The sequence below is a fragment of the Streptomyces sp. NBC_00252 genome (assembly GCF_036187565.1).
Taxonomy (GTDB): Bacteria; Actinomycetota; Actinomycetes; order Streptomycetales; family Streptomycetaceae; genus Streptomyces.
On the sequence record NZ_CP108087.1, the window covers coordinates 9,583,800 to 9,600,658 of the forward strand.

The window sequence follows — 16,859 nt, forward strand, 5'->3', positions numbered from 1 at the left end:
AGATGCGTGCTGCGTGGTGGGTCACGGGCGGCCGCCGCCGGGCGGAGTGCTGCTCGGCGGCGGCTCCCGAGGAGGTGCCGGTTACTGCTCGGTGCCTTGCGGGCGGGTCACTTGTTGACCGTGAAGCCCTGCTCGTTGCCGTACTTGACGGAGGCGTCCTGCCAGCTCTTCAGACCCTGGGCCAGCGTCGTACCGGAGATGTACGCCTTGCCGACGGTGTCGTTGAAGATCGAGTTGGCGTACTGCTGGAAGGGCAGGTACGACCAGTCGGACGCGACCTCGGACGCGGACTGGGCGAAGATCTGGTTGGCCTTCTGCCCGCCGAAGTACGGGAACGCCTTGTTCTGGAACGCCGCGGACTGCTGCTCGGCCTTGGTGGCCGGGAAGGCGCCCTCGTTCACGCGGGTCTGGATGCCGGCGCCGGCGTTGGCGTACTGGACGAACGCGTAGGCGAGTTCCTTGTTCTTGCCCAGGGCGGGCAGGGTGAGGGACGAACCACCGTTCTCCGCGCTGGCCTTGCCGCCCGCGGTCCACTGCGGCATCGGCGCCGCGCGCCAGTCACCGGAGGCACCGGCGACACCGCTGACGAAGTTGGCGGGCATCCAGGCACCCGTGGTCAGGGTGGCGATGGTGCCGTCACCGAGGCCCTTGTACCAGTCGTCGGTCCAGCCGTTGATCGGCGCGAGGAGCTTCTCGTCGATCAGCTTCTGCCAGGTCTCGGTGTACTTCTTGGCGCCCGCGTCCTCGAAGTTGACCGTCACCTTGGTGCCGTCGACCTTGTAGGGGCGCGAACCGGCCTGCCACAGCATGCTGGTGGTGAAGCCCGCGTCACCGGCGTCGTTGGCGATGTACGCCTTCGGGTCGGCCTTGTGCAGCTTGCGGGCCGCGACGACGTACTCGTCCCACGTGGTCGGGACGGCGATCTTGTACTTGTCGAAGACCTTCTTGTTGTAGAACATCGCCATCGGGCCCGAGTCCATCGGCAGGCCGTAGACCTTGTCGCCGTCGCTCACCGCGTTCCACGGACCGGCCGTGTACTTGGAGGCCAGCTTGTCCGCGCCGTAGGGCGTCAGGTTCGTCAGGCCCTTGGTGAGGGAGTACTGGCTGAGCGCGAAGTACTCGACCTGGGCGACGTCGGGGACGCCCTTGCCGGCCGCGATCGCGTTCGACAGCGCCGTGTAGTGCTTGTCGCCGGACCGGTCGCTGACCAGGTTGATCTTGACCTTGGGGTACTTCTTCTGGAAGTCGGCGGCGACCGTCTTCAGCGTGGGCTCCCAGGCCCAGACCGTGACCGAGCCGCCCTTCTTGAGGGCCGCCTGGATGTCCGAGGCGGAGACGGCCTTCGTGCTGGAGCTGTCGTCACCGGAGCCGCCGCAGGCGGTCGCCCCCAGGGCGAGGACGGAGAGGATGGCCATGCCGCGCAGCAGGCGGCCGGTAGTTCTGCGCATGGAGGTGCTTCCACTTCTTCGTGGGTGGGACTTCTTGAGGGTGGGGTTATTCCTTGACGCTTCCGGCGGCGAGACCGGACTGCCAGTACTTCTGCAGCAGCAGGAACGCGGCGATCAGCGGCACGATGGTGAGCAGCGAACCGGTGATCACCAGGTTGAAGATCACGTCACCACCGATCGTCTGGGCCTGGGAGTTCCAGGCGTCCAGGCCCAGGGTCAGGGGGTACCAGTCCGGGTTCTTGATCATGATCAGCGGAAGGAAGTAGTTGTTCCACGTCGCGACCGTGGTGAACAGCAGGACCGTCACGACACCGGGGGCGAGCAGCGGCAGGGACACCTGGAAGAAGGTGCGGATCTCGCCCGCGCCGTCGATCCGGGCGGCCTCGAGGAGCTCGACCGGGATGGCCTCGGTGGCGAACACCCACATCAGGTACAGGCCGAACGGCGAGACCAGGGAGGGGATGATCACCGCCCACGGGGTGTCCGTGAGCCCCATCTTGCTGAACATCAGGAATGTCGGCACCGCGAGGGCCGTACCCGGGACGGCGACCGCGCCGATGACCACGGCGAAGACGGCGCGCTTGCCCGGGAACTTGAACTTGGCCAGCGCGTAGCCGCCGAGGATCGACAGGAAGGTGGCACCGCCGGCGCCGAGCACGACGTACAGCAGGGTGTTCAGCAGCCAGCGGACGAAGATGCCGTCGTGGTAGGTGAACGTGTCGTGGATGTTCTGCCAGAGCGCGAAGTGGTGGGCGAACCACAGGCCGTTGGAGTCGGCGAGGCCTGCCTGCGTCTTGGTCGCGTTGATGACCAGCCACAGCAGCGGCACCACGGTGTAGACCAGGATCAGTCCGGTCAGCACGGTCAGCAGCACACTGCGCTTGGGACGCCCGGGGGAGTGCTTCTTGCGCGGGGTGCGCAGCCGGGGTGCGCTCTTCGAACCGCCGCCGGACGCGGCCGACGCCGAGGGAGAGGCGGTGGTGACGGGGGTGCTCATGGCTCAGGCTCCCTTGCGCATGCCGCGGAGCTGCACGACGTAGGCGATGACCATGGTGATCAGCCCCATGATGATGGCGACCGCCGCGGAGTAGTTGTGCTGCTGTCCGTTGAAGGACAGTGAGTACGTGTAGAAGTTCGGCGTGTAGTCCGTCGTGATCGCGTTGCGCGCCAGCGGCCGCAGGATGCTCGGCTCGTTGAAGAGCTGGAAGCTGCCGATGATCGAGAAGATCGTCGCGATGACCAGGGCGCCCCGGATCGCGGGGAGCTTGATGGCCGTGATCACCCGGAACTGCCCGGCGCCGTCGATCTCCGCCGCCTCGTACAGCGAGTTCGGGATGACCCGCAGCGCGGAGTAGAAGATCAGCATGTTGTAGCCGACGAACTCCCAGGTCACGATGTTGCCGATCGACGCCAGCACCAGGTGCGCGGAGAGCGGGTCGGGCAGTGTGACGTCGAACGCGCTGTTGATGTCACCCACCAGACCGAACTGGGTGCCGTACATGAAGCCCCACATCAGGGTGGCGACCACGGCGGGCACGGCGTACGGCAGGAAGATCGAGATCCGGAAGAAGTCCCGGCCGAAGAGCCGGCCGCTGTCCAGGGCGAGCGCCACGAACAGGGCGATGCCGAGCATGATCGGCACCTGGATCACCAGGAACAGCGAGACCCGCTCCAGGGAGGACCAGAACTGGTCGTCCTGGAAGGCCTGCTTGTAGTTGTCCAGGCCGACGAAGTGGTTGCCGCCGATGAGCTGGTCGCGGAAGAGGCTGAGATAGATCGAGTAGGCGATCGGAGCCAGGAAGACGAAGGCGAAGACCACCGCGAAGGGTCCGATGAAACCCCACCCTGTCCAGGAACGGCGGTCCCGTTTCGCCGAGGGCCTGTCAGGAGGCCGAGTCGCGGCCGCAGGGGGCTGAAGCGTCGTCATGTAGTTCCTCGCTCGTCCATCTCGGAACCGGCGTCACACGCCGTCGCGATGTTGCGTAAACAGCACGGTCCACAACGGCCCCGGCCTGTTATGTTTACGTAAACATCTGATGGCGGCATGTCTACACTGCCCCAATGTCGGTGGTCAAGGGTCGTCCGACGAAACACGACCGTGGCAATCGGATCGATATGTGAGGGAGACGGGTGGACACAGCGGACGGTGCCTCGGCGAGAAAAGACGGGGCACGCGCGCGTGGCGGGAAGCGTTCCGCGCGGCGCGCCCAGAGCGCCTCGATGGCGGATGTCGCACGCGTGGCGGGCGTGTCCTCACAGACCGTCTCCCGCGTGTCGAACGGCTACGCGGGCGTCAACGAGGAGACCAGGCAGCAGGTTCTCGCCGCCATGAAGGAACTGGGCTACCGGCCCAACAGCGCGGCCCGCGCCCTGAAACGCGGCGAGTTCCGCACCATCGGAGTGATCACCTTCAACCTCTCCACCACGGGCAACATGCGCACCCTTGAGGCGATCGCCACCTCCGCCGCGCACGAGGGCTACGCCGTCACGCTGTTGCCGGTCGCCGTCCCCACGCAGGACGAGGTGCGCGGCGCGTTCTCCCGGCTGGGCGAACTCGCCGTCGACGCGGTCATCGCGATCATGGAGGTCCACCTCCTGGACGCGGCGACCATCTCCCTGCCGCCGCACGTCCAGGTCGTCGTCGCCGACTCCGACGCGGGCGACCGCTACAGCGTGGTCGACACCGACCAGAACGGCGGCGCGCGGGCCGCCGTACGCCATCTCCTCGACCTCGGGCATCGCACGGTCTGGCATTTGGCGGGACCCGAGGAGTCGTTCGCCGCGCAGCGCCGCGCCGACGCCTGGAGCGCCGAACTCACCGACGCGGGACGGCCGGTGCCTCCCGTCGTACGGGGCGACTGGTCCGCTGAATCCGGCTACCGCGTGGGACTGGAACTCGCCCAACAGGCCGACTGCACGGCCGTGTTCGCGGCCAACGACCAGATGGCCCTTGGCCTGTTGCGAGCCCTGCACGAGCGCGGCCGGCGCATCCCCGAGGACGTCAGCGTCATCGGCTTCGACGACATCCCCGAGGCCGGTTCCTTCCTGCCGCCCCTCACCACCGTCCACCAGGACTTCGCCGAGGTCGGCCGCCTGTGCGTGGAGGGCGTCCTGCGGCGGATGCGGCAGCGGAGCGAGGAGCACGGCACCACGCTCGTGCCCACGAAGCTCGTCATACGCGACAGCACGGCACCGCCCGTCGCCTGAACGAAAGGGCCCTCCCGCGCGCGGGAGGGCCCTTTCGTTGGGGTTGCTCAGGCCGTGGTCTCGGGGCGGCCGGGACGGGACCAGTGCGTGTGGAACGTGCCCGTGCGGTCCGTACGGCCGTAGGTGTGCGCGCCGAAGAAGTCGCGCTGGCCCTGGAGCAGGGCCGCCGGCAGCCGGTCGGCGCGCAGCGTGTCGTAGTGGGACAGCGCGGCGGAGAACGCCGGGACCGGAATGCCGCGGCGCGCCGCCGAGGCGACGACCTCGCGCCAGGGGACCTGCGCGTCGCCGATCTCCCCCGCGAAACTCTCCTCGCTCAGCAGGCTGACCAGCCCCGGGTCCGCCGTGTACGCGGCACGGATGCGGTCCAGGAACGAGGCGCGGATGATGCAGCCGCCGCGCCAGATCCCGGCGACCGCCGCGAGGTCGATCGACCAGTCGAACTCGGCCGCCGCGTCCTGGATCATCTTCCAGCCCTGGTCGTAGGCGATGACCTTCGACGCGTACAGCGCCTGCTCGACCTGGGCGGTGAACCGGTCGGCCTCGGTGCGGCTCAGCGGGGGAGTGGTGCCGCCCGGCAGTCCCCGGTAGGCGGCGCGCAGGGCGCCCTGGCTGGAGGAGGCGCGGGCGAAGGTGGCCTGCGCGATCGCGGTGACCGGCGAGCCCAGCTCCAGCGCGGTCTGCACGGTCCAGCGGCCGGTGCCCTTCTGCCCGGCCGCGTCGGTGACGATGTCGACGAACGCCTTGCCGGTCTCCGCGTCGGTGTGCGCGAGGACCTCGGCGGTGATCTCGATCAGATAGGAGCCGAGGCGTCCTTCGTTCCAGCGCTGGAAGATCTCCGCGATCTCGGCCGGGGTGTAGCCGCCGACCTGGCGCAGCAGGTCGTAGGCCTCGGCGATGAGCTGCATGTCGGCGTACTCGATGCCGTTGTGCACCATCTTGACGAAGTGCCCGGCGCCGTCGGTCCCGATGTGCGTGGAACAGGGCTCGCCGTCGACCTTCGCGCTCACGGACTCGAACATCGGGCCCAGCACGGCGTACGACTCCGCCGAACCGCCGGGCATGATCGACGGCCCGTTCAGCGCGCCCTCCTCACCGCCGGAGACACCGGCGCCGACGAAGTGCAGGCCCTTGTCGCGCAGGGCGGCCTCGCGGCGGCGGGTGTCGGCGAAGTGGGCGTTGCCGCCGTCGATGATCATGTCGCCGGGCTCCATCAGCTCGGCGAACTCGTCGATCACGGCGTCGGTGGCAGGCCCGGCCTGGACCATGATCATCAGACGGCGGGGCTTCTCCAGCGCGGCCACGAACTCCCGCGCGGTCTCGGCCGGGACGAAGGCTCCCTCGTCGCCGTACTCCTTCATCAACTCATGGGTCCGGTGCGGCGACCGGTTGTGGACGGCGACCGTGTAGCCGTTGCGGGCGAAGTTCCGCGCGAGGTTGCGGCCCATCACGCCGAGGCCGGTGACGCCGATCTGGGCGGTTCCGTCGGCGGCGGGGTCGTGCGGTGCGGATGCGTTCATGGGGTGCCTGTTCTCCGAGTCGGTGACGTGGCGGGTCGGCGCTGGGCGCCCATGACCGCAGGTACGTGTGTGATCGCGAAATGACTCGACGTACGGGCCACGGATTCGTCATTCGTTCCGGCGGTGAGTCCCTGAACCGCACCACCAGGCAGTCCCCGCGGGCGGCCTACGTACAATGCGGCCTGACTATGGGTGACTCACTGGTTCGGTGTGCGACGTTCAACGTGCTGCACGGTCGGCCGATCGACCCGGACGGCCGTCCGACGGCCACGCTCACCGGCGATCTCTCCGCGCCCCTCGCCGAGGCCGTCGCATCCCTGGACGCCGACATCGTGGCGCTCCAGGAGATCGACCGGCTCCAGGAGCGGTCGGGCGGCGTCGACCAGGCGGCGGTCGCCGCCGAGGCGATGGCCGCTCGGGACTGGCGCTACGCGACGGCGCTGCACTGCCGTTCCGTACCGGGCCGGGGCTGGGTCCTCGACCCGGCCGAGCCCGGGATGCGGGTCTACGGCCACGAAGCCCGCCGGCCCCAAGTCCCCTCGCACGGCGTCGCGTTGCTGTCCCGGCTCCCGGTCCGCGAGTGGCATGCGCTACGGCTCCCGGCAGCGCCCTTCGGCATGCCGCTGCGGGTGGCCGGGCGGGCCGTTCCGGTGCTGGCCCGGGACCAGGCGCGGGCCGCGCTGGCGGCCGTACTGGAAGGACCGCACGGCCCGTTCACCGTCGTGGCCGTGCATCTCTCGTTCGTGCCGGGGTGGAACATCGGGCAACTGCGCTCCGTGCGCCGCTGGATCGCCGAACTGCCCCGACCCCAGCTGCTGATGGGCGACTTCAACCTGATCGGCGCACTGCCCCGGGTCGCGCTCAACGCGTCCGCGCGGCGCGGCTGGCGGGGCTCGGCGCGGCAGGCGACCTTTCCCTCGCACCGCCCGCTCGTCCAGCTCGACCACATCCTGCTGAACGGGCTCGGCGAGGACGCCGTAGGGGCGGTGCGGGTGCCCAGGACGGCGATCTCGGATCACCGGCCGCTGGTGGTGGAGCTGTCCCTGTGAGTCAGTTCCACAGGGGGTACGTCACGACGTGCGCGAACTTGTCGGGCCGGCCCGCGGTGTACGTCAGGCTGATCTGGCCGTACTGCTGCACCTGGGGGTGCCGCTTCCAGGTCTGCGGGGTGTCGAGGCGGACGACGACCGGGTACGAGTGGAACTTGCCCGCCGCGCAGTAGGGGACGCAGTCGTTCACCATGTTGACGCCCGTGGCCGTCGCGGAGGTGTCGTTCCAGGACGTCCAGTGCAGCGACGTGAGGCGGCTGTTGCCGTCCCCGCACGCGAGCGTGAAGTCGGAGGGGCGCACCTCGGGGTGCCACAGGCAGTCGACGAGGACGGGGCTCTGGAACTGCCGGTGAGCGGCCACCGGCTCCGTGCGCACCGATGCCGCGGCCGAGCTGCCGACAGCCGGCGCCAGCAGGGCGGCGGCACACAGCGTGACGACTCCGACCATGGTGTGTTTGTACATGTCCGCTCCCGGCCGCCTGTTCGTCCTCGTCGCCCCGTACTCGCACCGGCGGGGGACCCGCCTGTCGAGGCACACGATCTCGTCTCCCTGTTGACGCTACGACCGTGTCGGAGGTTCCACCACTCGTACGGACCAACGACACGCCCGGGAGAGAGTGGCGGGACGGGCGCGGTCGGGGCCGGGAACACCCGGCCCCGGGCGGCTCAGGCGGGCCGTACGGCGCCCCGGATGGCGGCCGAACCGGCGTAGAAGATCGACTCCTCGCGGATCGGCGTCCCCGGGCTCGGCGCGTGGATCATCAGGCCGTTGCCGGTGTAGAGACCGACGTGGTCGACGCTGTCGTGGAAGAACAGCAGGTCACCGGGGCGGATGTCGGTGAGCGGGACGAGCGTGCCGGCGCTCGACTGTTCCTGCGCGGTGCGCGGGAGGTGGACGCCCGCGGCCTTCCAGGAGGCCTGGGTGAGGCTGGAGCAGTCGTACGCGTCCGGTCCCGCCGCGCCCCACAGGCAGGGCCTGCCGATCTGGGCGCGGGCGAAGGCGAGCGCGATGGCGGTCTTGCTCTGGGTGCCCGCGTCCGGGGCGACGGGGACGGGCGCGGCGACCGTCGGGCTCATGGCCGGGGCCGCCGGGAGAATGATCTCCGGGGCCATGGCCGGCGCGGCGGCCGCGGTGACCTCGGGGGCGAGCAGCGGAGCCGCGGCGAAGGAGACCTCGGGCCCGAGGAGGGGCGCCGCGGCGAAGGCGACCTCGGCGGCGGGCGGGACCGGCTGCCACTCCTGCTGCGGCGGGCGCCAGTCCTGCGGCGGCGCGGGGTACGCGGTCGGCTGCTCGGGCATCAGGGGCAACTGGCCCGTGGACCAAGGCTGTTGCTCGGGCAGGGCGGGCATCTGGCCGGTGGACCAGGGTTGTTGCTGCGGCATGGCGGGCAGCTGGCCGGTGGACCATGCCTGCTGCTCGGTCACCATCGGCATCTGGCCGCTGGACCAGGGGGTCTCCGGGGCGGCCACGATCGGCGTCTGGCCGGTGGACCACGTCTGCTGCTCGGTCACCATCGGCATCTGGCCGCTGGACCAGGGCGTCTCCGGCGCGGCCACGATCGGCGTCTGCCCGGTCGACCACGTCTGCTGCTCGGGGATCACGGGTGTCTGCCCGGTCGACCACGTCGGCTCCGGCGCGGCCACGACGGGCATCTGGCCGGTGGCCCAAGGCTGTTGCTCGGGCACGACCGGTATCTGGCCCGTGGAGGTGGCCTGTTGCTGGGCCGCGAGCGGTATCTGCCCAGTGGACGCGGCCTGTTGCTGGGTCACGACCGGCATCTCTCCGGTGGACCAGGTCTGTTGCTGGGGTATGGCGGGCAGCTGGCCCGTGGACCATGCCTGCTGCTCGGTCACCATCGGCATCTGACGGCTGGACCAGGGAGTCTCCGGTGCGGCCACCATTGGCATCTGACCGCTGGACCAAGGGGTCTCCGGTGCGGCCACGATCGGCATCTGGCCGGTCGACCATGGCTGCTGCTCGGGGATCACCGGGGTCTGCCCGGTCGACCAAGTCGCCTCCGGTGTAGGCCAGTTGGACTCGGCGGGCGGCCAGGTGGCCAGCGCCGGGGCCGGTTCGGAGCGCGGTGCGGCGATGGACGGGAGCAGGTTGAGGTCCGCGGTGAGCGGGTCGAAGGCCGGAGCCGGGGCGAAGGTCGGTGCGAACTGCTGCGGCTGTGCGAAGGGCGCCGGTGTCATCTCGACGGCGGGCACGGGCGGCAGGTCGAGCATGGTCGGCTGGGGCAGCTGCGGTGCCTGCGGTGCCTGCGGTGCCTGCGCCTGCGGTGTCTGCGGCGCGGCGGGCAGCAACTCGGCGACCGGCCGCGCGGTCAACTCCGCGACGGGGGAGGCGAGGTGCTGGCTGGTGATGTCCGGTACGGACGTCCCCGCGGTCAGCTCGGCGACAGCGCGGCCGGGCTGCGCTTCGAGCGCCCGCCCGCCGCCGTCACCCTCGGGGCGTCGCTCGGAGCGCTCGGAACGTGCCGCCGCCGGACGGCCCGTCCTGCTGGGCGGCAGGATCGCCGGTACGGTCGGGCCGAGTTGGGCCCGCGCCCGGTCGAACAACTGCCGGGTGACGGCGTCGAGGGCGGGGTCGGAAGGACGCGGAGCGCCGGACCGGGGTTCGACACGCTTGCGCGGGCCCCCGGACATCGCACGGGTGGCGTTGTAGTTCCCGGTGGCCGTCTCGGCCCGGTCGTAAAGGGAGTTGATCCGCCGCTGGACTTCGTCACGGCTGGGTCGGTCGTCCACGGTGGGGCCACTGCCTCCGGTGCGCGTACTTCGTTCTGCCGGCATGGCAGACGTGCTCCTTCCGTAACGCGCCTACCGGGTTAGCTGTCGGGTTCGGGCGGTCGATCACGGAAGGTGTGCCCTACGGTCCTTGCCCAGATGGGCGGTTGGGCCGATTCACCCCAAGTCGGTTGGGTCCCCGGTTCCGGCTGTCGCGAGCGACGCACCGGATTCGACGCGAGCCGCGCGGCCCGGCGCTGATCGCCGGTGTAGGTCGTACGGCCTGGGCGTCAACCTAGCCAACGTGTGTGCCTCATGTGAAGGTTGAAGCGCGATATGTCCGATACGTATTTGTGACCTTTACCTCGTCCTGGGTGTGGCGAGGGCTCTTGGGGGCCACCGTGCCAGGAGCTCCATAAGAGGTCGCTATGAATTTTTGGGACGGTTGAACACACCGGCACCCCGCCCCGTATTGGTGCGGGGGATTTCCATGCCGGGACGAGCCGGGCCGACCGATACGTGTAGGAGCAACTTCCTTGGCACGCAACACGCGCAGACGCCCCACGGGCGCACGACGCGCGACGATGGCAGCAGTCGCCCTGATGCTGGGCGGCGGAGGACTGGTGGCGGCGAACGTCTACGCGTCGGCGTCCGAGGGCTGGGGCGGTGACACCACCCAGCAAGGGTCTCCCGATGCGGCATCGGACGGCGCGACGATCGACTGCCCGGACATCGGGACCCAGTTGACGACGGTGCCCGACGCGGCGAAGACCGAGGTCGACAACCAACTCGCGCTTCTGGACCAGCAGATAACCGAGGCCTACCAGAAGCTCAAGGACTCCACCGAGTCCATACGCCAGGACGCCTCCTTCGCCGACAACGCGATCATGAATCCGTTGAAGGAGAAGCGGGCCGCGACGATCGGCCGGATCGACGACGCCATCGCGCGTGTCGGCGACCGCCCGGAGGGACTCGACGCGCTCGCCGGCTGCACGCTGATCGCGCCCACGAACGGGTCCGACGACCAGAGCGGCGACGACAAGGGCAACGGCGACGCCAGCGGGGCCGCCACTGCCGGCGGTGACGCCAGCGCCAGCGCCGGCGGCCAGGACCAGCAGGGCAACCAGCCCTCCACCAACGGACCGGTCGCCTCGGACTACGCGGACATCACCTCCGTACAGCCCAACGTGAACGCGGCACAGGACCAGGCCGACGCCTCCCGCGGCACGTTCGTCACCGCCTGTGGGGTGAACGAGAACGGCCTGTTCAACTCCGACAACGTGATCGTCGCCCCCGGGGTGACCAACGGCGCCCACCACTTCCACGACTACGTCGGCAACCAGTCCAACAACGCGTTCGCCAGTGACGACGACCTGGCGAAGGCGAACACGAGCTGCGAGAACCAGGGCGACAAGTCCACGTACTACTGGCCCGTGCTGCGTCTGCAGAACGGCAAGCAGGAGCGGGACGCCGACAAGCCCGGCGGCGGCACCGAAGGCAACTCCGGCCAGATCGTCACGGCCAGGGCGGCCACGCTGACGTTCGTGGGCAACCCGAAGAGCAAGGTCGTCGCGATGCCGCGCCTCCTGCGCATCATCACGGGTGACGCGAAGGCCTTCGTGAACGGCCCGGCCAACGCCAACGCCTCCTGGAGCTGCACCGGTTTCGAGGACCGGCAGCTCAAGGACAAGTACCCGCTGTGCCCGTCCGGCAGTGACGTCGTGCGCACCTTCAAGTTCCAGAGCTGCTGGGACGGCCGCAACATCGACAGCGCCAACCACCGCACCCACGTGGCCTTCGAGGCCGCCGACGGCACCTGCCCCGCCGGCTTCGAGGCCATCCCGCAGCTGGTCCAGCGGATCGTCTACGACGTGAAGGCGCCGAGCCTCCAGGACGGCGGGAAGACGACTCCGCTGTTCGCGGTGGACTCCTTCCCCGAGCAGCAGCACAAGCCCGTCACCGACCACGGCGACTTCATCAACGTCTTCGACGAGGGCCTGATGAAGGACATGGTCAACTGCATCAACAACGGCGAGAAGTGCGGCGCGGGGACGGACAACGACCCCGGCGGCTCGGGCGACGGCTCCGGCTCGGGCGGCGGTTCGGGCAACGCCGGCGGCTCCGGCAACGGCGGCGGCTCCGGTTCCGGTGAACCGCAGGAGTCCCCGACGGCCACCGACAGCGCCCAGCCGACGGCCGGCGCGACCGCGTCCGACGAGCCCGCCGGGAACGGCGGCAACCAGGGCAACGGCGGGAACGCCGGCGGTGGTGACAACGGCGGCAACGCCGGAAGCGGTGACAACGGCGGGAACGGCGGAAAGGGTGACAACGGCGGCCAGGCCACCGCGGACCCCGCGACCAGCGCGCCCGACGACCAGCCCACCGACGTGCAGACCACGGACCCGGGATCGCTGACCACCGCCGTCTCGGTGCCCAAGGCTGACACGAAGACCGAGGGCTCCAAGTCGACGCCGACCCAGGGTGGTTCGGACGACAAGGCCGCCTCCGGTGGCGAGGTCGGCACCGCCGAGACGACGCCGCCCGCCGCGAGTTCCGGCGGCGAGAGCTACGCCGCCGTGAGCCCGAACGAGCCGCAGGCACAGGGCGGTCTCGCGGAGACCGGCGCGAACCTGTGGCCCGCCGTGGCCGGTGCGCTGCTGCTCGTCGCCGGGTTCGTGGTGCTCTACCGGAGCAAGCGCAGCTCCCGCTGACACCACGCACGGCTGTGATCAACTGCGGCCCGGTCACCCTCACTTGGGTGGCCGGGCCGCAGTGCGTTCAGCGCGTCGGGATCAGACGGCCGGCGCGGGGTACGTCGGGTACTCGACCCCGGTGACGTGCTGGACCACCCGGACGACCTGGCAGGAGTAGCCGAACTCGTTGTCGTACCAGAGGTAGAGGATCGCGTTGTCGCCGTCGACCTTGGTGGCGCCCGCGTCGATGATCGAGGCGTGGCGCGAGCCCATGAAGTCGCTCGACACCGCGTCGGGGGCGGTGGTGAAGTCGATCTGCCGCTTCAGCGGGGACGTCAGCGAGACGTCGCGCAGGTAGTCGAGGACCTCGGCGCGGGTGGTCTCACGGCCCAGGCGCAGGCTGAGGATGGCGATCGAGACGTCCGGCACCGGGACGCGGATCGAGCTGCCGGTGATCGGCGCCTTCAAGTCGGGCAGCGCCTTGGCGACGGCGGATGCGGCACCGGTCTCGGTGATCACCATGTTCAGCGGCGCCGAACGGCCGCGGCGGTCGGCCTTGTGGTAATTGTCCAGCAGGTTCTGGTCGTTGGTGAACGAGTGGACGGTCTCCACGTGGCCGCGCAGCACACCGTACTCGTCGGCCATCGCCTTCAGCGGCGGCACGATCGCGTTGGTGGTGCAGGACGCGCAGGACAGGATCCGCTCGTCGGGCTTGATGGTGTCGTGGTTGACGCCGTGCACGATGTTCGGGACGTCGTCCTTGCCGGGCGCGGTCAGGACGACCTTGTCGACGCCGGGCCGCAGATGCTGCGAAAGTCCTTGCCGGTCACGCCACTTGCCCGTGTTGTCGATGAGGATGGCGTCCTTGATGCCGTAGGCCGTGTAGTCGACCTCGGACGGGTCGCTCGCGTAGATCACCTTGATCTCGTTGCCGTTGGCGACGATCGTGCTGTTCGCCTCGTCGACGGTGATCGTGCCCTGGAACTGGCCGTGGATCGAGTCGCGGCGCAGCAGCGAGGCGCGCTTCACGATGTCCTGTTCCCCGCCCCGCCGTACGACGATGGCGCGCAGCCGCAGGCCGTTGCCCGAGCCGGACTTCTCGATGAGGAGGCGGGCGACCAGGCGGCCGATGCGGCCGAAGCCGTAGAGGACGACATCGCGGCCCTCGCGGCGCTCGATCTTGTTGGCGCCCGTGGCACCGGCGACGGCCTCGGCGGTGAACTCCTCGGCGGACAGGCCGCGTTCGTCGGCGCGGTGGGTCGCGGCAAGCATGCCGATGTCGATCTGCGAGGGGCCCAGGTCGAGCGTGGTGAGCGTCCGCAGGTAGGGGAGGGTCTCGGTGACGGAGAGTTCCTCGCCGTCGATCTGGCGGGCGAACCGGTGGGTCTTGAGGATGCTGACCACCGACTTGTTGACCAGGGAGCGGCTGTGCAGCAGGACGGTGACGTCCCGCTCGCGGTGCAGCTTCCCGATCATCGGGATCATCGACTCCGCGATCTCCTCGCGGGTCTTCCAGTTGGTGAACGAGTCCTCGTTGACAGGCACAGGTTTCTCTTTCGAGCTAGGCGGCGCTCATATGCTAACCCGCTGTTCATCTGCCCGTTCAGCAGGGGTACCGCCCGGCCCGTAGAAGGCCTGGAACGCCGTGAGGGCCCTGCCGACGCGCGTCGGCAGGGCCCTCATGGTGGTACTGGTGTCGCTGCTACACGTCCTGGGGCGCGCCGCTGCCCAGCAGGGCCGAGGCGTTCTCGAACGGCGTGAGCGCCTGCACGGGCGTCGCCTCGGGCAGACCGTGGCAGGTGAAGCCGAGCCGGGTCATGGCCCGGACGACCTCGCCGCTGTTGAAGTCACGCGGGTCCTGCCGGGTGATGACCTGCCCCACCTGCTTGACGGGGTAGCGGCGCCGCCCGATGGTCACGGACTCACCCGTGATCAGTTCGGGCTTGATGCCCTTCATCGTCTCCAGGACACCCATCTTGGTGAGGTCGAAGGGATACCGGGCGATGACACAGCGCATGTTGCCTCACAGAGAGAAGGAGGATCGGGGGCCGAACGGGCGCCCGGAGGCGCCGAGTTGGTCCTCAGGCCGCGGGGCCGAAGGACGACCGTCGCTGCCCCCGGCTGCTGCTTCCGCTGCCGCCGCTGCTGCGACGGGCCGCACCACCGGTGGACCGGCCCTCGCCGGCCGGACGGCCACGACGGCCCCGGGACGAGGAGGAGGACGGGCGACGGGTGCGCTCGCGCTCCACGACCGGCGCGGTGATGACGACCGGGACACCGGACGGGGCCTGAGCGCCCGTGATCCGGGTCAGCTCCTCCTCGCCCGACCGCACGGAGGTGACCTCCGGGGTGATACCGGCCGCGACCATCAGACGGGTCATGTCACGGCGCTGGTCGGGGGTGACCAGCGTGACGACACTGCCGGACTCGCCCGCACGGGCCGTGCGGCCGCCGCGGTGCAGGTAGTCCTTGGGGTCGGTGGGCGGGTCGACGTTGACGACCAGGTCGAGGTTGTCGACGTGGATGCCGCGCGCCGCGACGTTGGTCGCGACCAGCGCCGTCACATGCCCGTCCTTGAACTGGGCGAGCGTGCGGGTGCGCTGCGGCTGGGACTTGCCGCCGTGCAGACCGGCCGCGCGGACACCGTTGTTCAGCAGGTGCTTCACCAGCCGGTCCACCGCGTGCTTGGTGTCCAGGAACATGATGACCCGGCCCTCGCGCGCCGCGATCTCGGTGGTCGCCCGCTGCTTGTCCGTGCCGTGCACATGCAGGACGTGGTGCTCCATCGTCGTGACCGCGCCCGCGGAGGGGTCGACGGAGTGGACGACGGGGTCGGTCAGGTAACGGCGGACCAGGAGGTCCACGTTGCGGTCGAGGGTGGCGGAGAACAGCATCCGCTGGCCGCCCGTCTGCACCTGGTCGAGCAGCGCGGTGACCTGCGGCATGAAGCCCATGTCGGCCATCTGGTCGGCCTCGTCGAGGACGGTGATGGAGACACTGTCCAGGCGGCAGTCGCCGCGCTCGATCAGGTCCTTGAGGCGTCCGGGCGTCGCGACCACGACCTCCGCGCCACCGCGCAGCGCCCCGGCCTGACGGCCGATGGACATACCGCCGACGACCGTGGTCATCCGCACGCTCACGGCGCGGGCGTACGGGGTCAGCGCGTCGGTGACCTGCTGGGCCAGCTCGCGGGTCGGGACGAGGACGAGCGCGAGCGGCTGACGCGGCTCGGCGCGGCGGCCCGCCGTGCGGGCCAGCATCGCCAGGCCGAACGCGAGGGTCTTGCCGGAGCCGGTGCGGCCGCGGCCGAGCACGTCGCGGCCGGCAAGGGAGTTGGGGAGCGTCGTGGCCTGGATCGGGAACGGGACGGAGACGCCCTCGTGACCGAGCGCGGCCAACAGCTTGGCGGGCATGTCGAGTTCGGCGAACGACTCCACGGCCGGCAGGCCGGGGGTGACCGTCTTCGGCAGCGCGAACTCGCCCTGCAGGGCGGCCGGTCGGCCACCACCGCTCTTGGAGCGGCGCGGCGCGCCGGAACGGTTGCCGGACGGAGCTGCAGAGCGGTAGCCGCCGCTCTTTCCGGATTCCGGATTCCCATTACGCTTTCGCGAGAAACGGTCATTCGTACGTGCGCGGTTCAAAATGTGGAACCTTCCTTGATATGGCACGTATCAAGGAATTCCCGCGGTGAATGAACGGCGCAGAGAATCGCAAGAACGAGCCGGTGGCTTCGGCGGAATAGCGCCGACAGCATGGGAAATGCAGCGAGCTGGGGCCCGCACCCCAAGGTGCGGGCCCCAGCTGCGAAGTAAACGTCGTTGTTACGCAGGGACGATGTTCTCGGCCGTCGGGCCCTTCTGGCCCTGCGCGATGTCGAAGGTCACCTTCTGACCCTCCTGCAGCTCGCGGAAGCCCTGGGCGGCGATGTTCGAGTAGTGGGCGAAGACGTCAGCGCCGCCACCGTCCTGCTCGATGAAGCCGAAACCCTTTTCCGCGTTGAACCACTTCACGGTGCCACTGGCCATTTTGTTCTCCTTCGGGGCGGTCACCGGTGCCCGCACTGTGCGGACTCCGTGTCGCCGTGATGATCACCCCGCCGGAAAAAAACCGGACACACAAAAAAATGCTCCACCGTCCCGGAGGGCGGTGCGGGCATCTGAAGGGTTTGGCAACCACAACTGCAACTGAGATCAATAGTAGCACGGCGCGATCGGGCAT

General features: G+C 69.7%; 13 protein-coding genes and 1 riboswitch. Of the genes, 3 read left to right on the top strand and 10 right to left on the bottom strand.

Features of this window, described 5'->3' with window-relative positions:
- Positions 1–107 precede the first annotated feature (107 nt).
- From OHT77_RS42745 to OHT77_RS42755, 3 genes are read right to left on the bottom strand one after another with little or no spacing between them, the layout of a single operon-like run.
- Complete coding sequence (locus OHT77_RS42745) at positions 108–1,448, bottom strand: ABC transporter substrate-binding protein (protein WP_328833765.1); 1,341 nt, start codon at positions 1,446–1,448, stop codon at positions 108–110.
- A 46-nt stretch (positions 1,449–1,494) separates the two neighbouring features.
- The gene (locus OHT77_RS42750; RefSeq protein WP_328833766.1) at positions 1,495–2,445 is read right to left on the bottom strand and encodes a carbohydrate ABC transporter permease; all 951 of its coding nucleotides are present in this window, start codon (positions 2,443–2,445) and stop codon (positions 1,495–1,497) included.
- Between the two features lie 3 nt (positions 2,446–2,448).
- Complete coding sequence (locus OHT77_RS42755) at positions 2,449–3,375, bottom strand: carbohydrate ABC transporter permease (protein ID WP_266775217.1); 927 nt, start codon at positions 3,373–3,375, stop codon at positions 2,449–2,451.
- 203 nt (positions 3,376–3,578) lie between these two features.
- On the opposite strand from OHT77_RS42755, the gene OHT77_RS42760 reads away from it, so the two are divergent.
- Positions 3,579–4,655 carry a LacI family DNA-binding transcriptional regulator gene (locus OHT77_RS42760; protein WP_390920564.1) on the top strand — a complete coding sequence of 359 codons (1,077 nt, stop codon included), beginning with the start codon at positions 3,579–3,581 and terminating at the stop codon, positions 4,653–4,655.
- A 47-nt stretch (positions 4,656–4,702) separates the two neighbouring features.
- Here the strand turns inward: OHT77_RS42760 and gndA are convergent, their stop codons facing one another.
- Positions 4,703–6,172, bottom strand: a complete 1,470-nt coding sequence (gene gndA / locus OHT77_RS42765; RefSeq protein WP_328833768.1) for an NADP-dependent phosphogluconate dehydrogenase — start codon at positions 6,170–6,172, stop codon at positions 4,703–4,705.
- Positions 6,173–6,360: 188 nt separating this feature from the next.
- Between gndA and OHT77_RS42770 the strand changes: the two genes are divergently transcribed.
- Positions 6,361–7,221: an endonuclease/exonuclease/phosphatase family protein gene (locus OHT77_RS42770; protein ID WP_328833769.1), complete on the top strand. Its 861-nt coding sequence runs from the start codon at positions 6,361–6,363 to the stop codon at positions 7,219–7,221.
- 1 nt (position 7,222) lies between these two features.
- Here the strand turns inward: OHT77_RS42770 and OHT77_RS42775 are convergent, their stop codons facing one another.
- Together OHT77_RS42775 and OHT77_RS42780 are read right to left on the bottom strand one after the other, a co-directional pair.
- Positions 7,223–7,684: a hypothetical protein gene (locus tag OHT77_RS42775; RefSeq protein WP_328833770.1), complete on the bottom strand. Its 462-nt coding sequence runs from the start codon at positions 7,682–7,684 to the stop codon at positions 7,223–7,225.
- A gap of 203 nt (positions 7,685–7,887) precedes the next feature.
- Positions 7,888–10,014, bottom strand: a complete 2,127-nt coding sequence (locus OHT77_RS42780) for an NlpC/P60 family protein (RefSeq protein ID WP_328833771.1) — start codon at positions 10,012–10,014, stop codon at positions 7,888–7,890.
- A gap of 8 nt (positions 10,015–10,022) precedes the next feature.
- Positions 10,023–10,196, bottom strand: a riboswitch (cyclic di-AMP (ydaO/yuaA leader).
- Positions 10,197–10,532: 336 nt separating this feature from the next.
- On the opposite strand from OHT77_RS42780, the gene OHT77_RS42785 reads away from it, so the two are divergent.
- The gene (locus tag OHT77_RS42785; protein WP_328834490.1) at positions 10,533–12,659 is read left to right on the top strand and encodes a DUF1996 domain-containing protein; all 2,127 of its coding nucleotides are present in this window, start codon (positions 10,533–10,535) and stop codon (positions 12,657–12,659) included.
- Between the two features lie 81 nt (positions 12,660–12,740).
- Here the strand turns inward: OHT77_RS42785 and OHT77_RS42790 are convergent, their stop codons facing one another.
- The 4 genes from OHT77_RS42790 to OHT77_RS42805 all read right to left on the bottom strand — a co-directional run bounded on the left by OHT77_RS42790 (position 12,741) and on the right by OHT77_RS42805 (position 16,666).
- Positions 12,741–14,186, bottom strand: a complete 1,446-nt coding sequence (locus OHT77_RS42790; protein WP_328833772.1) for a glyceraldehyde-3-phosphate dehydrogenase — start codon at positions 14,184–14,186, stop codon at positions 12,741–12,743.
- A gap of 157 nt (positions 14,187–14,343) precedes the next feature.
- Entirely contained in the window at positions 14,344–14,658 is a 315-nt protein-coding gene (locus OHT77_RS42795) for an SCO5918 family protein (protein WP_328833773.1), read from the bottom strand.
- Positions 14,659–14,722: 64 nt separating this feature from the next.
- Positions 14,723–16,282, bottom strand: a complete 1,560-nt coding sequence (locus OHT77_RS42800; protein WP_328833774.1) for a DEAD/DEAH box helicase — start codon at positions 16,280–16,282, stop codon at positions 14,723–14,725.
- Between the two features lie 180 nt (positions 16,283–16,462).
- Complete coding sequence (locus OHT77_RS42805; RefSeq protein ID WP_019056860.1) at positions 16,463–16,666, bottom strand: cold-shock protein; 204 nt, start codon at positions 16,664–16,666, stop codon at positions 16,463–16,465.
- Between the last annotated feature and the right edge of the window lie 193 nt (positions 16,667–16,859).